The organism is Ramlibacter sp. (assembly GCF_035548915.1).
GTDB lineage: Bacteria > Pseudomonadota > Gammaproteobacteria > Burkholderiales > Burkholderiaceae_C > Ramlibacter.
The window spans coordinates 1-18,790 of the sequence record NZ_DASZSE010000001.1; the positions used below are offsets into that span (position 1 = coordinate 1).

The 18,790-nt window shown below is 66.8% G+C and carries 16 protein-coding genes; 10 read left to right on the forward strand and 6 right to left on the reverse strand.

What is annotated here, in order from left to right:
- The 7 genes from VHA82_RS00005 to VHA82_RS00035 all read left to right on the forward strand — a co-directional run.
- Positions 1-1,888, forward strand: a 1,888-nt coding sequence (locus VHA82_RS00005; RefSeq protein WP_325538967.1) for a LysM domain-containing protein, incomplete at its 5' end; no start/stop codon positions are given.
- Complete coding sequence (locus tag VHA82_RS00010) at positions 1,888-2,178, forward strand: hypothetical protein (RefSeq protein ID WP_325538969.1); 291 nt, start codon at positions 1,888-1,890, stop codon at positions 2,176-2,178. The genes VHA82_RS00005 and VHA82_RS00010, both read left to right, overlap by 1 nt.
- A 303-nt stretch (positions 2,179-2,481) precedes the next feature.
- Positions 2,482-2,736, forward strand: coding sequence for a hypothetical protein (locus tag VHA82_RS00015; RefSeq protein WP_325538971.1), 255 nt, complete (start codon positions 2,482-2,484; stop codon positions 2,734-2,736).
- Between the two features lie 95 nt (positions 2,737-2,831).
- Positions 2,832-4,970, forward strand: coding sequence for a carotenoid biosynthesis protein (locus VHA82_RS00020; RefSeq protein WP_325538973.1), 2,139 nt, complete (start codon positions 2,832-2,834; stop codon positions 4,968-4,970).
- The gene (locus VHA82_RS00025; protein ID WP_325538975.1) at positions 4,967-6,739 is read left to right on the forward strand and encodes a sensor domain-containing diguanylate cyclase; all 1,773 of its coding nucleotides are present in this window, start codon (positions 4,967-4,969) and stop codon (positions 6,737-6,739) included. Before VHA82_RS00020 ends, VHA82_RS00025 begins: the two co-directional genes overlap by 4 nt.
- A gap of 23 nt (positions 6,740-6,762) precedes the next feature.
- A complete protein-coding gene (locus tag VHA82_RS00030; RefSeq protein ID WP_325538977.1) occupies positions 6,763-7,515 on the forward strand; it encodes a hypothetical protein in 753 nt (250 codons plus the stop codon).
- Between the two features lie 4 nt (positions 7,516-7,519).
- Positions 7,520-8,329, forward strand: coding sequence for a class I SAM-dependent methyltransferase (locus tag VHA82_RS00035; RefSeq protein WP_325538979.1), 810 nt, complete (start codon positions 7,520-7,522; stop codon positions 8,327-8,329).
- A gap of 3 nt (positions 8,330-8,332) precedes the next feature.
- Here VHA82_RS00035 and VHA82_RS00040 read toward each other — a convergent pair whose 3' ends face one another.
- Together VHA82_RS00040 and VHA82_RS00045 are read right to left on the reverse strand one after the other, a co-directional pair.
- Positions 8,333-8,977, reverse strand: a complete 645-nt coding sequence (locus VHA82_RS00040; protein WP_325538981.1) for a glutathione S-transferase — start codon at positions 8,975-8,977, stop codon at positions 8,333-8,335.
- 195 nt (positions 8,978-9,172) lie between these two features.
- A complete protein-coding gene (locus VHA82_RS00045) occupies positions 9,173-10,141 on the reverse strand; it encodes a TRAP transporter substrate-binding protein (RefSeq protein WP_325538983.1) in 969 nt (322 codons plus the stop codon).
- A gap of 26 nt (positions 10,142-10,167) precedes the next feature.
- Here VHA82_RS00045 and VHA82_RS00050 point away from each other — a divergent pair, with 26 nt between their 5' ends.
- Positions 10,168-10,971, forward strand: a complete 804-nt coding sequence (locus VHA82_RS00050) for an aspartate/glutamate racemase family protein (protein ID WP_325538985.1) — start codon at positions 10,168-10,170, stop codon at positions 10,969-10,971.
- Here the strand turns inward: VHA82_RS00050 and VHA82_RS00055 are convergent.
- Complete coding sequence (locus VHA82_RS00055) at positions 10,901-12,196, reverse strand: TRAP transporter large permease subunit (RefSeq protein WP_325538987.1); 1,296 nt, start codon at positions 12,194-12,196, stop codon at positions 10,901-10,903. The two genes, VHA82_RS00050 and VHA82_RS00055, sit on opposite strands and share 71 nt — an antisense overlap.
- On the reverse strand, positions 12,189-12,698 hold the full coding sequence (locus VHA82_RS00060; RefSeq protein WP_325538989.1) for a TRAP transporter small permease: 510 nt from the start codon (positions 12,696-12,698) through the stop codon (positions 12,189-12,191). The genes VHA82_RS00055 and VHA82_RS00060 overlap by 8 nt, the downstream gene beginning before the upstream one ends.
- Positions 12,699-12,767: 69 nt before the next feature.
- Between VHA82_RS00060 and VHA82_RS00065 the strand changes: the two genes are divergently transcribed.
- Together VHA82_RS00065 and VHA82_RS00070 are read left to right on the forward strand one after the other, a co-directional pair.
- Positions 12,768-16,484 carry a hydantoinase B/oxoprolinase family protein gene (locus tag VHA82_RS00065; protein WP_325538991.1) on the forward strand — a complete coding sequence of 1,239 codons (3,717 nt, stop codon included), beginning with the start codon at positions 12,768-12,770 and terminating at the stop codon, positions 16,482-16,484.
- Positions 16,485-16,547: 63 nt separating this feature from the next.
- Positions 16,548-17,087 (forward strand): DinB family protein, encoded by a 540-nt coding sequence (locus tag VHA82_RS00070; protein ID WP_325538993.1) that lies wholly within the window; start codon positions 16,548-16,550, stop codon positions 17,085-17,087.
- Positions 17,088-17,180: 93 nt separating this feature from the next.
- Here VHA82_RS00070 and VHA82_RS00075 read toward each other — a convergent pair whose 3' ends face one another.
- The gene (locus VHA82_RS00075; RefSeq protein ID WP_325538995.1) at positions 17,181-17,621 is read right to left on the reverse strand and encodes a ComEA family DNA-binding protein; all 441 of its coding nucleotides are present in this window, start codon (positions 17,619-17,621) and stop codon (positions 17,181-17,183) included.
- A gap of 93 nt (positions 17,622-17,714) precedes the next feature.
- Entirely contained in the window at positions 17,715-18,719 is a 1,005-nt protein-coding gene (gene rfaD / locus VHA82_RS00080) for an ADP-glyceromanno-heptose 6-epimerase (RefSeq protein ID WP_325538997.1), read from the reverse strand.
- Between the last annotated feature and the right edge of the window lie 71 nt (positions 18,720-18,790).

Consider the following 18,790-nt stretch of genomic DNA (forward strand, 5'->3'; position numbering starts at 1 on the left):
CGGCTATGCGGCGGTGGCGGCGGCCTATGCGGCCACCGCGCAGCTGGGCGGCTACACGGTGCAGCGCACCGACAGCCTGCGCTCCATCGCGCAGGCGGCCTATGGCGATGCAAACCTGTGGTACCAGGTGGCGCGGGCCAACGGCATCGAGGGCGATGCGGATGTGCGGGTGGGGATGACGCTCACGCTGCCGAACCTGCAGCATTCGCACAACGGCGCGGGGACCTTCACGCCCTACGACCCGAGCAGAGTGGTGGGGCCCACCGATCCGGCGCTGTTGCAGGTCAAGCGGCCCGACAACCTGTTCGGGGAGTTCCTGTCGGCGTTCGTCGCGGCGCTGGTGGCGACGCTTGCGGGGCCGGAAGTGTTCGGGGCGATCATGGGGCCCAGCACTGCCGCTGCGGCTACGACCGCTGCCACGGCCACGGCAGCGAGCACCACGGCCACGGCCACGGCGCAATTCGCAGCGGCCACCGTCGCGGCGGCAGCCGGCTCCGTCGCGGGACAGGGCGTGCAGATGGCCTTTGGCAATCAGCGCGGCTTCGACATCGGGCAGCTCGCGCTCAGCGTGGCCTCGGCTGCATTCGGGCAGTTGCTGCCCGAAGGGCTCGGGGGCGCGCCGGGCACCGCAGGCAATGCGCTTGCGCACGGGATCGTGGGCAGTGCGCTCACCCAAGGGCTCGCGATGGCCACCGGGCTGCAGCAGTCGTTCAACTGGGCGAGCATGGTGCAGGCGGTGTTGAGTAGTGGAACGTCGCCGCACGCAGGGCAAGGAGGCCAAGACTCGAGTCGGAACAATGCCGCCGCGTACGACAACGCGGTCGATATCCAAAGCGAGAACTACACGCCTGCGAGCGAGTACACCTATCGCAACGCGATGGACATACAGAGCGACGAGTACCCCTCGCCCGGCGAGCTTGCTCGTAGAAAGCTCAACGTGGAGCAGCAGGTGCGCAGGGAAATCCTTGGCCAGGAGGCGCGCGAAGATTCCGTCCAAGGCGCGCAGGCGTTCCTGACGGGCGGGGCCGCACGCGCACCGATGCGCGGGGGTATCGGCAGCGGCGGCTTTGAAATGGTGCGCAACGGCAATTGGGACGCGGCACTCAACCTTGGAGCCGATCCCCTGGGGCTGCTCGGCGAAATCCCTGGCTTGCAAGCGGACCTCGCGCGGCTCGACCGCGCACAGATCGAACAGCGCATCGAGGGCATGCGTGGCATGATGCTCGAATCCGGCGCCTCAAACGTGCCAAGTAGCTATGTGCAATCAATGGTTGCCAGCTCTGACGGCGCGGGTGTAGTGGTGAAGGACTATGCCGCCACGTTGGACCAGATGAAATCTGTTTACGAGGACTATGTGCGCGACCAGCGCTTGCGCGAGACCTGGGGAGACAATTACCGGGACCTGCGCATCGGGAAATCGCAGATGACAGTACAGGAGTTCGAAAACAAAGTACTCGACATCCACATGAAGTCGACTGACAGTGCATACGCGGCGGGTGTGGAGTCCATTGCAAAGGGCGACTTGGCGGTCAAGGCCGGTGAGTATGCAAAGGAACTTGGTACCTTCATTGACCGCCAGGTTCGGCTTGACCTTCGATTCTTCGCCAAGGCCGAGGGAATCAACGATAGCTCTATGTCGAAACTCTGGGCAGTCAATCGGCGCATCGCGAACGAATACGACATCGGAATTCCAGATAGCCGGCTTGGCTTCAACCTGTATGCGGATACCACGTTAGCCCGGAAGAACGCGACCACACCGCAAATCATGAAGTGGAACGAAATCCGCGCTGGCAACTTTCTGATCATCCGCCCTTCGGCCCTTGGTGGACCGTATGTCATACCGCGGATGTCGATCCCTCAGTTCAGACCTGTGGGAAGGGCCATCTGATGTCGTTAAAAGAACAGCTGGAAGACTTCGCAGGATCTGTCGGCGGTGCAGCCACGAGAGCACCGGACGAATACCCGGAGTGGGGCCACATGACGTACGAATCCCACATGGCCGATCTCAAGGAGCTGTGGTCCGAAATTCGGCGACAGATCACTAGCGATGTTGAGAAGGTGCGATTCATCGACCAGAAGTTGCAAGAAATGTTCGCGGCGTTCGAGTCGGGTGAGAAAGACAAGGGACGCAAGGCCGCTTGGTCGATTTATAACTTGAAGGTTGAGACCCTTAGGTAGATGGTTGACACTTCATACTTCCAATTCTGCTTCGCAGCTTGATCTATCGGCTCGGCACTGACGAAGCCGAAGGGCTTCCCTCAGCCGAAGCCATCGCCGGGAGCGATCGGATTGCCGTCGGAGGCACACAGGCGGCAAGCGGCGCGATGCTCGCTCGTATCGCCAAAAAGTTCTAATTCCCCATCTTCAAGAACCGGTAACCCAACCCGTGTAAATTCTCCCCATCAGCTTGGGAAACGAACAATGACTGTCCTCTATTTATCCGCGCTCAGACGCGGAGGATTGCGGCGGGAACGGGTCTGGGTGGAAAGAGCGTTTCCGCAGAATCAATGGATCATCTCCGACATCCAGGTCGGCGACGACGGGCAGCGCCGCGTCGTGATCGAACCGCTCGACGACCGCACCCGCGAAGCCAGCTACGCCGAAAGTTACTTCCGCCGCCACTTCATGGACCGCACCGAGTGGCTGCGCCGCGAAAACGAACGCGTGCTGCGCCGCGCCCGCCGCAAGACCTCCGCCGAAGTCCTCCACGACATGGCCCGCATGAACGCCACTTGAAGGCCGCGGGACTGCACGCACCTTCACGCCCATGATTTGATGCTACAAACGGGCCCATGCAGGAAGGGGCGCGAACGCACTCGAATCGCGATGTCTTGACGTTCGTTGCAGCAGGCGCCGCCTGGCTGCTGTGGACGCTCGCCTCGTATCCACGCCAGACCGCCGCCCTCGTCCTCGCATCGCTCGCCATGAGCGGCGCAAGCCTCTGGTCTTGCCGGCGCCTCTTCGGTGCGCAGGCGGCCACCCTCTTTCTCGTCATCGCCGTGCCCCTCGGCTGGGTGGCCGAGGAGCTCGGCTCGACCAAAGGCTGGCTCTTCGGCAGCTACTTCTACACCGACGTGCTCGGCCCGAAACTGGGCTCCGTCCCGCTCGTGATCCCGCTCATGTGGTTCGGGCTCGCGCACATGACGCTCGTCGTCGCGTCCTTCGCGCTCTGGCGCGACGCGTCGCCGCGCCGCTTCGGCTGGAAAGACGTCACGCTCACGGCTTTGCTCGCGGCGATGCTCGTCACCGCGTTCGATCTCGGCGCCGATCCGTACTTCGTGTACCAGCTGAAGGCCTGGATCATGGCCGAAACCCACGGCGACTGGTTCGGCGAGCCGGTGCAAGGCTTCGAAGGTTGGATGATCGTGGGCTTCGCGATCGTCGCGCTCTTCCTCGCGAACGTCGCGCCTCGCGCCGCCTCGCCGAAGACGAAGACCGACCGCATCGCGGGCCTGCTGCCGGTGGCGATGTTCGCCGGCCTCATGGTGTTCCAGATGCTCTTCCTCGCGCAGCCCGAACTGCGCGCGGTCGCCTTCTTCGCGATGGGCATTCCCTCGCTCGTCGCAGCCGCGGGCTGGGCGCGCTGGTGCGGCGAGCGCGAACAGACCACGCGGGGTCGCGCGACGCACTGGCTTGCGATGACGCGCGTGGCCGACCCCGTGGCGGACCGCGCCGTGGCCGCGATCGTCGGCAACGACTCCGTGTCCGCGGACAACGGCCGCGCGCTCGCGCGGCTCGCGGACGCGACCAAGCTGATGGCGGCCTGGACCACCAATGGCAGCCTGGACAGCTGGTCGCCCGCCGATGCCGACCCGGCGATCGTCGCCGCGTTGCGCACCTATCTCGACGAGGCGCGCGGCCTGCCCGAGTGGGCGCGCACCGCGGACATCGAAGGCGCCGAGGCGCTCTTCATGGACTACGGCCCGCTCTCGTGCGTGCTGCTTTTCTGCGCGAGCCTGCCGGAATGCTACGTGCTGCCGCACCTCGCGCAGGTGCTGCACGTGGCGGGCCAGCTGGAGGCGCACACCGAACACCGCATCCGCCAGACGGCGGCAATGGTGTTCCCGGTGATGATGAAAGGCGGCCTCACGGCGGGCGACGGCGGCGGCGTCGCGCAGGTGCTGAAGGTGCGCCTCATCCACGCGACGATCCGCCACCTGATCCTGCGCGGCCCACCCGAGCTCGCGGCGGGCCGCATCGAGGCGCTGCCGCAGGTGCCGGGCGGGCGCAGCCTGCACCGCGCATTGCTCGCCTGCGGCTGGGACGTCCGCACGCAGGGCCTGCCCTGCAACCAGCTGGAACTCGCCTACACGCTCCTCACCTTCAGCTACGTGTTCCTGAGGGGGCTGCGCACGCTGGGCATGCGCCTCACGAACCCGCAGGAGATCGCGTATCTGCACGCCTGGAACGTCGCGGGCCACGTGCTCGGCATCCGCAGCGACCTGATGGCGCACAGCATGGCCGAAGCCGAAGCGATGTTCGAAAGCATCCAGGAGCTGGCGCGCGAGGAGGCGATCGAGCCCGACGTTCGCCCCGCGCTGGGCGGCGCGCTGATGGCCACGATGGAAAAGTCGCTCACGCTGCCCGTGATCCGCGGACTGCCGGTGCCGCTCACGCGCTGGCTCGTGGGCCGCGCGACCGCGCGCGAGATCGGCGTGAACGAACGGGTGGGCGTTCTCACGCGTCTTCTCTTCGCCTTCGCGATGGTATCGGTGCGCGTCTTCGATGCGCTCGCGCGCCTCGTGGTGCCGGACTTCTCTCTCACGCGCATGTTCACGCGCGTGGTGGGCTACCACTTCATGACGCAGTTCCTGCTGGACCAGACGCGCCCGCTCGCCTTGCCCGAGGAAGTGCTGAAGCCGATGCGCGAGACGGTCGCCACCTGGCACGACCACCCGCGCGCGCCGCGGTGGATGAACCGGCTGGAGGATCGCCTCACGACCCACGGCGAATGGAGGACGGCGGAGTGAGCGCGCTGCGCGCGCTGGCGTGCCTGGCCGTGGTCGCGGTGACGATGCTCTTCGGCGCGGCGCAGGCCGCGCGCGCGGCCGAAGGCGAGGGCGGGGGCGAGGGCGGTGGCGGCGGCGAGGGCGAGATCACACTCCAGGGCCGCTACTGGATCGACGAGACGGGTCGGGCCTCGATCGAGCAGGCGTCGGGCGGCGGCGTGAAGCTCGAATCGATGGACCGCCACCGCGCTTTCGCGCTCGGCAATGGCGCCTTGTGGATGCGCTTCGACCTGGGCGCGCACGACCCCGCGCAGCGCTGGTACCTGATGCTCACGGGGGCCGCGTTCATCAACCGCGCGAGCCTCTTCACGCGCGCGGCCGACGGCCGCTGGCAGGAACAGCGCGCCGGTGACCACGTCGCCGTGGCGCAATGGGACCACCCGAATTTCACGCCGCTCTTCCTCGCGCCGCCGCAGGGCGGCACCGTGTGGCTGCGGCTCGAGAACCGGCCCGCGCCGACGAGTCCCTTCGTGCAGCTGCTGAGCGACGACGGCCTGCAGAAGACGCGCCAGTGGACCGATCTGCTCGTGGGCGGCTATCTCGGCTTCGGCCTGCTCGTCTTCATCGTGGGCCTGATGCACGGCAGGCTCTACCGCGAGGCCGTGTTCGACGTCTACTGCATCTACGTCGCGTGCATGCTCCTCTTCCAGCTCTCGTTCACGGGGCTGGGCGGTGTCTTTCTCTGGCCGCAGTGGTGGTGGTTCAACGACGCCGCGCCCGCGCTCTTCATGCTCGTGATGGTGGGCTCGGGCATCTGGTTCATCCGCGAATCGACGGCCCTGCAGCGGCACAGCCGCAAACTCGATCGCGCGGTGGTCGCCTTCTTCAGCTTCGGCTTCGTGTTTCCGGTCTTCTACGTGCTTTTCAACGGGCCGCTCGTCTACGCGATCCTGAACGTGTACGGGCTGCTGTCGGTGATCCTCAGCATTTCGCTGTGCCTCTGGACCTGGCGGCGCGGCGAGCGCTATTCGTTCTGGCTCTTCCTCGGCTTCCTGCCGGTGCACCTGGCCTACCCGTTCCCCGCGCTGCGCGCCGCCGGCGTGCTGCCCGACAGCTGGGCCACGCAGTACGCGGTGCTGATCGGCTCGGCGATCGAGATTCCGCTTCTGCTGTGGATCCTGCACGCGCGCGCGAAGGACTTCAGCGAAAATCGCGCGCGCATGCGTGCCCTGGACAGCACCGATCCGCTCACCGGCCTCACGGCCACGCCCGTCCTGATGCTGCGCCTGCGGGATGCGCTCAGGCGCGCGCGCCGCGCGGACCACCGCTGCTCGCTGCTGCTCGTGGAGCTCGCGAATCACGCCGAGATCGTGTCGAAGGAAGGCCGCGAGGCGGGGGACCGCTCGCTCGTCGTCGCGGCCTCGCGGCTGTCGTCGGTGGTGCGCGAAGTCGACACGGTCTGCCGCATCGCGAACGCGCGCTTCGCGATCCTCGTGGAAGGTCCGCAGCCGCAGGCGTCGCGCCGCGCGCTCGCCCAGCACATCGTGGCGCGCGGACTCGAACGCGTTGCGCAGCTGCCGCCCGATCTCGCCCTGCGCTTTCGCGCCGTGTCGGCCTGGGTGCCCGACGCCTCCGCCGAGGCGGCGCCGTCGAGCGGGGTGGGCGAGCAGGTGCTCATGCAGATGCTCAACTTCGCGCTGGACCGGCTACTTGAAGAGCCGAAGCGGGTGGTGCATCATCTCGAGCCGCGCCCCGACGCTGTGTCCCAGCCCGCCGCCGCAACTGCATGAAGAGGAAGGAAGACACAAGGCCCATGCAGCCGCCTTCGGCCAGGAATATCTGCGCACGCCTTTCGCATTGGGCCGTGCTCGCCGCGGGCGTGCTCATCGGCTCGGCGGCGACGCGCAACGACGCGCCGCTCGACCTGCTGCGCTCGCCCGTGGTCGCGCGCGGCACCATCGTCGAGGGCATCGGCACCGTCACGGTCGCCCCATGGTTTCCGGTGCCGTTTTCGGTGCTGACGGTGGCCGGCGGCGAGCTCGTGTCGCGCGTCGCGGATCTCGCGCTGCCGCAGCAGGTTCGCAAGGACAAGGACGTGACGCGCTGCACGTTCGATTTCCGCGCCATCGCCTCGCGGCTTGCGAGCAGCACCTTCGCGCTCACGTACTTTCCCTGGTTCCGCTTCCTCGGAGAATCCGCGGCATTCGACGCGGAGGATTCCGTGGCGGACCAGGTCGCCGAATGCCTGCGCTTCATGCTCGCCCGGGAGGGCATCGGCGCCGACGTCGAGCAGTCGCACGATGCCGCCACGGTGCGCGCCGCCAACGGCCTCGCGATCGAGGTCGTGGGAATGGAGGCGCTCGGACGCATCGTGATCGATGCCGGGCCGGCCCGCAGTTCGTTCGATTTCAATTCGAGGGAGCTTCTCATCGACCGGCGGATGTTTCCCGAGGCGTTCGCGGCGGGCCACGAGATGCTCGCCACGCCCGACCGGCCCATCGGCATCGAAGTCCGCGAAGCGGGCGACCAGCTCGCGATGCGGCTCGTGCGCGAAGCGGAGGGCTGAAGGCATGTTCACGCGAGAAATGCGCGAAAGCGAGACCGACGCCGACGTGCTGGCGGACCCGCGCCTGGGCGATGCGTCGTACGTGGAAAGCTTCGGGTACGAGTGGACCCGCATCGACGGCTTCGCCGATCGGGAAGTGCTCGCGCACGGCCATCTCTTCGGCCGCTTCCTGCTGCCGCGCGACTTCTTCCGCGGCAAGTCGGTCGTGGACGTGGGATGCGGCAACGGACGCATCGGCCGGATCGTCGCGCCGCAGTGCGAGCGCTACGTGGGCGTCGACCTGTCGGAGGCGATCTACGCGTTTCCGAAATACATCCGCCGCCCGCGCGAGTTCGTGCTCGTTCGCGCCTCGGGCACGGACCTGCCGCTCGCGGACCGCATGAGCGACGCGACGATCTGCTGGGGCGCGCTGCACCACATGGACGATCCGGACCGCGCGCTCGACGAGCTCCTGCGGGTCACGAAGCCGCGCGGCACGATTCTCATCTACGTCTATCCGCCGGCTTTCGCCTGGCGCAGAAACATCAGCTTCTATCTGCGAGGCCTGCCGCCGGACTCGGCGCACTCGATCACGGCGCGCATATCGGATGCGCTGGACCGCTGGCGCGACGTCGATCCGTTCTATGCGGAGCTGCTCGCCACGCAGCTCGCGCTCAGCTTCAAGCCGTCGCGCGAGTGGCAGCAGTTCCAGTGGTTCGATGGCGTGACGCCGAGGTATCACCACGACATCGAGGAACGGGTGGCCGAGCGTGTGCGAAAGTCGGCCCGGAAAGTCGAGCGGCTCTGGCCGGGGTGTCTGAAGATCGAGCGCTAGGCGCTACCACTTCGGCGCGATGCGCTCCCCCGGCAAGACCGCATAGGGATCGGCCCAGCCCGGAATCTCCCGCAGCCTCGCGAGCCATGCGCCGATCTGCGGATACTGCCCCGCGACGTCGTATCCGCTTTCCTCCGGCGGAAAGAAGAGATAGCCCGAAAGCGACATGTCCGCGATGGTGGGCTCGTCGCCCACGATGAACGGCCCGCGCTCCAGGTGCCTGTCGACGATGCCGAAGCAGGTCTCGATGCGCGCCTTCAGGAAGGCGGCGACGGCCGGGTCCGGCGGTGACGGCGCGAACGACTTCATGAAACGCCACGTCGCGAAGTAGCTCGTGAACTTGTGGTTGTCGTAGAGGAGCCAGCGCAGCACTTCGTACTTCTCGTCGGCATCGCGGCCGCCGAAGCGGCAGTGCCGGTCCGCGAGCCAGGTGAGGATCGCGCCGGACTGCGACAGGCGCTTGCCGTCGGCTTCGAGCACGGGCGCCTCGCCCATCTCGTTGACGCTTTCGCGCCATTGCGGGTCGCGCGTCTGGCCGCTGCGCATGTAGTCGACGAACACCGCCTCCCACGGCACGCCCAGCGCGCGCAGCATGAAGGCGACTTTGAACGTGTTGCCGGACTGGCTGAAGCCGTGGAGAAGGTACATGGTTTGGGCTCGTCGTCATCGCCGCTCGCGGGCGTCACCTCTGGAAAGGAACCATCATCCCCGCGCGTGCGGGGGATCCAATTGGAAAGGAACCGTCAATCCCGCGTACGAGGGGACCCAGCCGGGAAGGAACCGTCCAGCCGGGAAGGAACCGTCATCCCCGCGCACGCGGGGATCCAGTGGCTTCCCGCGACCCTACATCTTGCGATACGCATCCACCATCTGCTGCCCCTCGGGCCCGGCCTTCTCCAGCCATTCCTTCAGCATCGTGTCGCCGACTTTCTTCATGTCGGTCTTCAGCTGCGCCGAAGGGGTAATGATGTTCATGCCGTTGGCCTTGAGCTTGTCGATCATGTCCGTGTTGACCTTCTTGCTCATGACCCAGCCGCGCGCTTCGGCCTCGGCGCCCGCCTTGAGCACGGCCGCCTGCGCCGCCTTGTCCAGCGCGTCGAAAGCGGCCTTGTTCACGATCACGGCGTTCTTCGGCAGCCAGGCCTGCGTGTCGTACCAGTTCTTGATGTGCTCGTACGTCTTCGTGTCGTAGCCGGTGGAGCCCGAGGACATGTACGAGTCGACGACGCCGGTCGCCATGGCCTGCGAGAGTTCGGCCGCCTGCACGGTGACGGGCTGAGCGCCGACCAGTTCGGCGATGCGCGCGGTGGCTGGGCTGTAGGCGCGCCACTTGAGGCCCTTCATGTCGGCCGCCGAATTGAGCGTGCGCTTGGTGTAGATGCCCTGCGGCGGCCATGGCACGGCGTAGAGGAGCATCATGCCCTGCTCGCCGAGCTTCTTGTCCAGAAGCGGCTTCTGCGCCTTGTACAGCTTCATCGATTCGTCGTAGCTGTCGGCGAGGAAGGGGATGCCGTCGGCGCCGAAGATCTTCCACTCGTTTTCGAAGTTCACGAGCAGGATCTCGCCGATCTGCGCCTGCCCGCCCTGCACGGCGCGCTTGATTTCGGGCGCCTTGAAGAGCGAGGCGTTCGCGTGCACCGTGATCTTGAGCTTGCCGCCGGTGGCCTTGTCCACGTCGCTCGCGAACTGAACGAGGTTTTCCGTGTGGAAATTGCTCGCCGGATACGCGGCGGGGAGATCCCATTTCGTCTGGGCGGAAACCTGCGTGGCGAGCGCGAAAGCGGCCACGGCGAGTGCGAGCTTGAGTTTCATTGCGGCTCCGGGAGAATGCGGGTTCGATGGACCCGACCAGAATAAGTGCAATTCCCGGGCCTGCCGATGCGGTGTTACCCGAAGCGGCGGGTGGCTTCCTCGGCGTGCTGATGCTCGACACGCGTTTTCCCCGGCCACCGGGGGACGTGGGGCATCCCGCCACCTTCGCAGCGGATGTGCGCTACAAGGTGATCGACGGGGCATGGCCGCGCGCGGTGGTGACGTCGGCCGAGACGCTGAAGGCGAGCACGCTGCCCACCCGCTTCGTCGATGCGCTGCATGAATTCGAGGATGAAGGCGCATTCGCCATCACGACGAGCTGCGGATTTCTCGTCCTGCTGCAACGCGAACTGCAGGGCGCGGCGCGCGTGCCGGTGGTGAGTTCGAGCCTGCTGCTGTTGCCGTCGCTCCTCGAACGCGAAGGGCGTGTGGGCGTGCTCACGATCAGCGCTGTTCATCTCACGGCGGACTATCTGCGCTGCGCCGGCGTCACCGGGCCGCGGCTCGCGGACGTGGTGGTGCAAGGTGTCGATGGTGAGGGCGAGTTCGCTCGCGCGATTCTCGGCAACCGCGCGACGATGGACCTCGGCCGGGCGCGTGACGACGTCGTGGCCGCGGCGCTTCTTCTGAAATCGCGCGCACCCGACGTGCGCAGCGTCGTCCTCGAATGCACCAACATGCCGCCTTACGCGCAGGCTGTGCGAGACGAGACGGGCTTCGAACTCTTCGATCTGCGCGACGCGCTCGCTACCTCACTCGCTACATATGACCCGGCAGCCAGGTCGCGAGCTGCGGCACCCACCACAGGATCAGCACCATCGCGCACATGAGGATGAAGAAGGGCAGCGTCACGCGCGCGATCCAGGTGATCTCCTTGCCCGTCATGCCCTGCAGCACGAAGAGGTTGAAGCCCACGGGCGGCGTGATCTGCGCCATCTCCACCACGATCACGATGAAGATGCCGAACCAGAGCAGGTCGATGCCCGCGGACTGCACGGTGGGCAGGATCACGCCCATGGTGAGCACCACCATCGAGATGCCGTCGAGGAAGCAGCCCAGGACGATGTAGAAGACCGCGAGCGCGACGATCAGCATGAAGGGCGTGAGGCCGAGCGTCGCGACCCATTCCGCCAGGTGCCGCGGCAAGCCGATGTAGCCCATCGACAGTGTCAGGAACGAGGCGCCCGAGAGAATCAGCGCGATCATGCAGTAAAGGCGCGTGGCGCCCATGAGCGAATCGCGAAAGGTCGCCCACGACAGCGACCCCTGCACCGCCGAGAGGATGATCGATCCGACGACGCCGACGGCCGCCGCCTCGGTCGCGGTCGCGACGCCGCTGTAGATCGAGCCCAGCACGGCGGCGATGAGCGCGACGACCGGGATGAGATGCCGCGACTCGTAGAGCCTTTCCTGCAACGTGAGCGAGTCGGTCGGCGTGGGCACCTTGTGGCGGTTGAGCCCCGCCCACACGGCGAGATAGGCGGAAAAAAGCGACGCGAGCAGGATGCCGGGAAAGATGCCGGCGATGAAGAGCTTGGCGATCGACACGTCGGCCGTCACGCCGTACACGATCATGATGATGGAAGGCGGAATGAGCAGGCCCAGCGTGCCCGCGCCCGCGAGCGAGCCGATGGTGATTTCCTCCGGGTAGCCGCGCTTCGCGAGCTCGGGCAACGTCATCTTGCCGATGGTCGCGCAGGTGGCTGCGGACGAGCCCGACACGGCCGCGAAGATCGTGCAGCCGATCACGTTCGTGTGCAGGAGCCGCCCCGGCAGGCGCGAGACCCACGGTGCGAGGCCGCGGAACATGCTTTCGCTCAGCTTCGTGCGAAAGAGGATCTCGCCCATCCAGATGAAAAGCGGCAGTGCGGTGAGCGTCCAGCTCGACGCGGAGCCCCAGACCGTCACCGCCATCGCGTCGCCCGCGGGGCGCGACGAGAACAGCTGCATGCCGATCCACGCGACGCCCGCGAGCGTGAGCCCGATCCAGACGCTGCTCGCGAGCAGCGCGAAGAGCGAAACGATGAGGAGGGTGGTGATCGCGACGTCACTCATTGTGCAGAGCCTCCTCGGAATCGATCGTGCGCCGCTGTCCGCGCAGCTCGAGCACCCACTCGTCGGCCAGGGCGATCAGCAGCACGAGCGTGCCGAGCGCCATGGCGATCTGCGGCAGCCAGAGCGGCGTGGCGTCGTTCGCGGTGGAAATGTCGTTGATCCTGTGCGAGACCCACGCGAGCCGCACGGAGTAGAAGGCGAAGAGGCCCCCCAGCACGACGCCGGCGGAGAGCGCCCACATCTCGAGCGCATGGCGCGCGCCGCCGTGCAGCCGGCCGAGGAAGAGCGTCACGCGGATGTGTTCGTTTTTCTTGAGCGTGTGCGCGAGCGCGAGAAAGCCCGCGGCGGCCATGCAGTAGCCGGCGTAGGCGTCGGTGCCGGGGACGTTGAACCCGAGCTGCCGGCTCACGATGGACAGCAGCACCATCGCGAGCACGCCGATCATGGCAAGCGCCGCGAGCCAGGCGGCGGCGTCGTAGAGCCGGTCGAGCAAGCGCCTCATTCCCGCTTCCTTGGTCGTTGTCGAGGATGGGGCATTATTGCGTTCCTGGAGCAGGAAGCACCTCGGACCATGCAAGACTCATCTTCCGGCGCTGTCGCGCGCCGCTGGCAGTTCTGGATCGACCGCGGCGGCACCTTCACCGACGTGGTGGCGCGCAGGCCGGACGGCACGCTCGCCACCCACAAGCTGCTCTCCGAAAATCCCGAGCAGTACCGGGACGCCGCCGTCGCGGGCATCCGCCATCTTCTGGGGCTGAAACCCGGCGAGCCGATCACGCCCGAGCGCGTGGAATGCGTGAAGATGGGGACGACGGTTGCCACCAACGCTCTCCTCGAACGCAAAGGCGAGCCGACGCTGCTCGTCACGACGCGGGGCTTTCGCGACGCGCTGCGCATCGCCTACCAGAACCGGCCGCGGCTTTTCGAGCGGCACATCGTGCTGCCCGAGCTGCTGTATCGCGAAGTGATCGAAGCCGCGGAGCGTGTCGGCGCCGGTGGCGAAGTCGTGCAGCCGCTCGACGAGGACGATCTGCGGCGGCAACTGCAGTCGGCGCTCGCGCGCGGCCTCGGCAGCGTCGCCATCGTCTTCATGCACGGCTGGCGGTTTCATGCGCACGAGAAGAAAGCCGCCGCGATCGCGCGTGAAGTCGGCTTCACGCAGATCAGCACGTCGCACGAAACGAGTCCGATGATGAAGTTCGTGAGCCGCGGCGACACGACGGTGGTGGATGCGTATCTGTCGCCGATCCTGCGGCGCTACGTCGAGCAGGTCGCGGGCGAGATGCCCGGTGTGAAGCTGTTTTTCATGCAGTCTTCCGGAGGCTTGACGGACGCGCACGCGTTCCAGGGCAAGGACGCGATTCTTTCGGGGCCCGCGGGCGGCATCGTCGGCATGGCGCGCACCGCGCAGCTCGCGCTCGGCGACCCTTCGGATGCGGCCGGCGGTCACGTGAAGGTCATCGGCTTCGACATGGGCGGCACCTCCACCGACGTGTCGCACTTCGCGGGCGAGTTCGAGCGTGAATTCGAAACGCAGGTGGCCGGCGTGCGAATGCGCGCGCCGATGATGAGCATCCACACCGTGGCGGCAGGCGGCGGCTCGATCCTCGAGTTCGACGGCGCGCGCTTTCGCGTGGGGCCGCGAAGCGCGGGCGCGAATCCGGGGCCCGCGAGCTACCGGCGAGGCGGCCCGCTGGCCGTGACCGATGCGAACGTGATGGTGGGCAAGATCCAGCCGCGCTACTTCCCGAAGGTGTTCGGGCCGCACGGTGACGAGCCGCTCGCGTTCGACGTGGTGCGCGACAGGTTCGACGAACTGGCGCGCAGGACGGGCCGCACGGCGCAGGCCGTGGCCGAGGGGTTCATCGACATCGCCGTGCAGCAGATGGCCAATGCCATCAAGAAGATCTCGGTCGCGCGCGGCTACGACGTCACGCGCTACACGCTGCAATGCTTCGGCGGCGCGGGCGGGCAGCATGCATGCCTCGTCGCGGATGCGCTCGGGATGAGCCGCGTCTTCGTCCATCCGCTCGCCGGGGTGCTGTCCGCGTACGGCATGGGGCTCGCGGATCAGAACGCGATCCGCGAACAGGCGATCGAGCTGCCGCTGCTCGCGTCGTCGCTGCCGCAGGTGGCCGCGTCGCTCGATGCGCTGGCCGCGGCCGCGGGGGCCGAACTGCAGCGCCAGCAGGTCGGCGCGAACGCGGTGAGCGTGCGGCGCCGCGTGCACGTGCGCTACGAGGGCACCGACTCGGCGCTCATCGTGCCCTTCGGGACGCTGGCGGAGGTTCAGGCGGCATTCGAAGCGGCGTATCGCCAGCGCTTCTCTTTCCTGATGCTGGGCAAGCGTCTCATCGTCGAGGCCGTGTCGGTGGAGGCGGTGGTGGCGGGCGATGCGCCGTCCGAGCCGCGCCACGCGTTGCGCGAAGCGCGGCAGGCGCCAAGGCGCGAAACGGTGCGCATGTATTCCGGCGGCCGGTGGCACGACGCCGCGCTCGTCGTGCGCGAAGACCTCCGCCCGGGCGACGCGATCGCGGGCCCCGCGATCGTCGCCGAGAAGAACGCGACCACCATCGTCGAGCCGGGATGGGAGGCGCGGATCACCGCGCTCGATCACATCCTGATGGAGCGGCGCGTGCCGCGCGAGGTGAAGTTCGCGGCGGGCACGCAGGTCGATCCTGTGCTGCTGGAGGTCTTCAACAACCTCTTCATGAACATCGCCGAGCAGATGGGGCTGCAGCTGCAGAACACGGCGTACTCGGTCAACATCAAGGAGCGGCTCGACTTCTCGTGCGCGCTCTTCGACGCCGAGGGCAACCTGATCGCGAATGCGCCGCACATGCCGGTGCACCTCGGCTCGATGGGGGAGAGCATCAAGACCGTGATCCGCGAGAACGCGGGGAAGATGTCGCCGGGCGACGTGTACGTGCTGAACGATCCGTATCACGGCGGGACGCATCTGCCGGACGTGACGGTGATCACGCCGGTCTATCTGGGGAAATTGGAATCTGACCCCCATTTCGCTCTGGCGGGAGAGGGCGGGGGTGAGGGCGGCGGCATGCGCCCCCTCTTCTACGTAGGCTCGCGCGGCCACCATGCCGACATCGGCGGGGTGACGCCCGGCTCGATGCCGCCCTTTTCCACGCGCATCGAAGAAGAGGGCGTGGAGATCGACAACTTCAAGCTGGTCGATCGCGGCGTGCTGCGCGAAGCGGAAATGCTCGCGCTCCTGCGAAGCGGCAAGTACCCCTCGCGCAATCCCGCGCAGAACATGGCCGACCTGCAGGCACAGATCGCGGCCAACGAGAAGGGCGTGCAGGAACTGCGCCGGATGGTGGACCAGTTCGGGCTCGACGTCGTGCAGGCCTACATGGGGCACGTGCAGGACAACGCCGAAGAGTCCGTGCGCCGCGTCATCACGCGGCTGAAGGACGGCGAGTTCACGCTGCCGCTGGACAACGGAGCGCAAATCCGCGTGTCGATCCGCGTGGACGCAGCCAGCCGAAGCGCCGAGATCGACTTCACCGGCACGAGCGCACAACAGACCAACAACTTCAACGCGCCGCGGGCGGTGTGCATGGCCGCGGTGCTGTACGTGTTCCGCACGCTGGTCGACGACGAGATCCCGCTGAACGCCGGCTGCCTGAAGCCGCTGAAGGTCGTCATCCCGGCGGGCTCGATGCTGAACCCGAACCCGCCGGCATCGGTCGTGGCCGGCAACGTGGAGACCTCGATGTGCATCACCAACGCGCTTTTCGGCGCGCTCGGCGTGATGGCCGCGAGCCAGTGCACGATGAACAACTTCACCTTCGGCAACGACCGCTACCAGTACTACGAAACGATTTCAGGCGGCAGCGGCGCGGGCGGCGAATTCGACGATGAGGGGCACCTCACGGGCGGCTTCGACGGCACGAGCGTCGTGCAGACACACATGACCAACTCGCGACTCACCGACCCGGAGGTGCTCGAATTCCGCTTTCCGGTGCGGCTTGCGAGCTTCGAGATCCGCGAGGGCTCGGGCGGTCAGGGACGCTGGAAGGGCGGCGACGGCGGCATTCGACGCGTTTGCTTCCTGGAACCGATGACGGCGAGCATCCTGTCGAACAGCCGCAGGCACGGCCCGTTCGGCGTGGCAGGCGGCGAAGCGGGGCAGGTCGGCATCAACCGGGTCGTGCGCGCGGATGGGCGCGTCGAAGAGCTCGAACACATCGGGCAGGCGCAGATGCAAGCGGGTGACGTCTTCGAAATCCACACGCCGGGCGGTGGAGGGTTTGGGGTCGGAAGCTGAACGGGTCGAATCCGCGGACGACTGGACTAGCGGGTTGCGTCCCGCGCCGGTAAAAATGCGGCCATGAACCCCTTTGCCGCGAACTACCGCTTCCTCGCTGTCTACAACCGCTGGATCAACGAGCGCCTCTACGCGGCAAGCGAGAAGCTCACGGATGCGCAGCGCAAGGCCGATCGCGGCGCGTTCTTCCGCTCCATCCATGGCACCTTCAATCACCTCGTCTGGGCCGACAAGCTCTGGCTGAAGCGCTTCGCGGCGCAAGGCGTCGAATTCGCGTCCCTCACGCCCGAGCTCCTCGCGTTGCCGGCCCATGCGAAGCACGCTACGCTCCTGCATGAAGATTGGCAGGCGCTCAAAGACATGCGCCACCGGCTGGACGACGCGATCGTCCTCTGGGTGGATGCGATGCCCGAGGACTTTCCCGAGCGCACGATGCGCTACGCCAACACGCAAGGCATCGAGCGCGAGCACCCGATGTGGATGGCGCTCACGCACTTCTTCAACCACGAGACGCATCACCGGGGCCAGGTGAGCACGCTGCTCATGCAAGCCGGGGTGGATCCGGGCGTGACGGATCTGCTAGCGATGGCTCCGCCGAAATAGGAAAGACCCGCCTCGGCGGGTCCTGCTCCGAATCCCCGCCCTCGGGGATCGCAGTGTTTCAGCGGTTTCCGCGGTTTCCGCGACTTCGCGGCGTCACTTCTTCGCGGCGCTGGCAGGCGACTTGGCGGCGCCCTTCTTGCCCGCCATGTCGTCCTTCTTCTCGTCCTTCTTTTCGTCCTTCTTCTCGTCTTTCTTCGCGGCCTTCTCTTCCATCTTGTCTTCCTTCTTCGCCGCCTTGTCGTCCTTCTTGGCGCCGGCTGCCTTCTTGTAGGACTCGCCGCCCACCGTCAGCCCGTCGGCGGAGAATTTGGCGGCCGTGGCTTCGCCGATGCCCTTCACGCGCTTGATGAGGTCTTCCCAGCTCTTGAAGTCGCCGCCTTTCTTGCGCTCGTCGAGAATGGCCTTGGACTTGGCGGGGCCGATGCCCTTGATGCCGTCCAGTTCGGCGGCGCTCGCCTTGTTCACGTCGACGGCGGCGAATGCGCTGACGGATGCCCAGAGCAGGGCGAAGATCACTAGCAGTTTCTTGAGCATGGAATTTCTCCTGGTTGGATGGCTCGGCCCCCCGGCCGGCTTCACTCTAACGGCCGTGATGCGCTCAGGTTGACGAGGCGGCCCGCCGCCCGATCAATCCTGCTGCGACAGCGCCCCCATGTACTTCGCCACCCCCGTCGCCACATCGGCAAAGGCATGCTCGCACCCCGCCGCGCGCAGCGCCGACAGGTCGGCTTCGGTGTGGCACTGGTACTTTCCGCGCAGCGCATCCGGAAATGGGATGTACTCGACGAGCCCCGCGGCGACCGCCGACGCGGTGTCGCACGCCTTGCCCGTGAGCGTGCCCACGACCGCCGCCGCCACGTCGTTGAACGGCTGCGCCCGTCCGGTGCCCAGGTTGTAGATGCCCGACTTCTCGGGGCGATCGAAGAACCAGAGGTTCACCGCCACCACGTCATCCACGAACACGAAGTCGCGCTTCTGCTCGCCCGGCGCGTAGCCGCCGTACTCGCCGAAGAGCTTCACCCGGCCTTCGGCCCGGAACTGGTTGAACTGGTGGAACGCCACGCTCGCCATCCGGCCCTTGTGCTGTTCGCGCGGCCCATAGACGTTGAAGTAGCGAAAGCCCACGACCTGCCGCCCCTTGCCGGTGCGGCCCTTGCGGAAGTCCGCGCCGAGCTCGCGCCGCATGCGCTGGTCGAACAGCAGCTTGGAGTAGCCGTAGACGTTGAGCGGCCGCTCGAACTCCGGCGATTCGCGGAAGGCGTCCGAGCCCCCGTACACCGCGGCCGACGAGGCATAGAGCAGGCGCGTGCCGCGTTCGCGGCAGGTCTCGAAGAGCGCGCAGGACACGCCGTAGTTGTTATCCATCATGAACTTGCCGTCGGTCTCCATCGTGTCGCTGCAGGCGCCTTCGTGGAACACGGCCTCGACCTTGCCGAAGGCGCCGTCCTGGAACGCGCCGTAGAACTCGTCGGCGTCGATGTAGTCGTCGATGGAGAGGTCCGCAAGGTTGCGGAACTTGTCGCCCTGCGTCAGGTCGTCGACGGCGATGATGTTGTCGATGCCGCGGGCGTTCAGGCCGCGGACGATGTTGCTGCCGATGAAGCCGGCGGCGCCGGTCACTACGATTCGCATGGTTTCGATCTCGACATGGATGTACAAATCTTCCGTTTGGATTCACCGCAGAGGCGCAGAGGGCGCAGAGG

Coding starts and splice junctions, on each gene's coding strand:
- VHA82_RS00010 (WP_325538969.1), top strand. CDS start 1,888: ATGTCGTTAAAAGAACAGCTGGAAGACTTCGCAGGATCTGTCGGCGGT.
- VHA82_RS00030 (WP_325538977.1), top strand. CDS start 6,763: ATGCAGCCGCCTTCGGCCAGGAATATCTGCGCACGCCTTTCGCATTGG.
- VHA82_RS00035 (WP_325538979.1), top strand. CDS start 7,520: ATGTTCACGCGAGAAATGCGCGAAAGCGAGACCGACGCCGACGTGCTG.
- VHA82_RS00040 (WP_325538981.1), bottom strand. CDS start 8,977: ATGTACCTTCTCCACGGCTTCAGCCAGTCCGGCAACACGTTCAAAGTC.
- VHA82_RS00045 (WP_325538983.1), bottom strand. CDS start 10,141: ATGAAACTCAAGCTCGCACTCGCCGTGGCCGCTTTCGCGCTCGCCACG.
- VHA82_RS00050 (WP_325538985.1), top strand. CDS start 10,168: ATGGACCCGACCAGAATAAGTGCAATTCCCGGGCCTGCCGATGCGGTG.
- VHA82_RS00055 (WP_325538987.1), bottom strand. CDS start 12,196: ATGAGTGACGTCGCGATCACCACCCTCCTCATCGTTTCGCTCTTCGCG.
- VHA82_RS00060 (WP_325538989.1), bottom strand. CDS start 12,698: ATGAGGCGCTTGCTCGACCGGCTCTACGACGCCGCCGCCTGGCTCGCG.
- VHA82_RS00065 (WP_325538991.1), top strand. CDS start 12,768: ATGCAAGACTCATCTTCCGGCGCTGTCGCGCGCCGCTGGCAGTTCTGG.
- VHA82_RS00070 (WP_325538993.1), top strand. CDS start 16,548: ATGAACCCCTTTGCCGCGAACTACCGCTTCCTCGCTGTCTACAACCGC.
- VHA82_RS00075 (WP_325538995.1), bottom strand. CDS start 17,621: ATGCTCAAGAAACTGCTAGTGATCTTCGCCCTGCTCTGGGCATCCGTC.
- rfaD (WP_325538997.1), bottom strand. CDS start 18,719: ATGCGAATCGTAGTGACCGGCGCCGCCGGCTTCATCGGCAGCAACATC.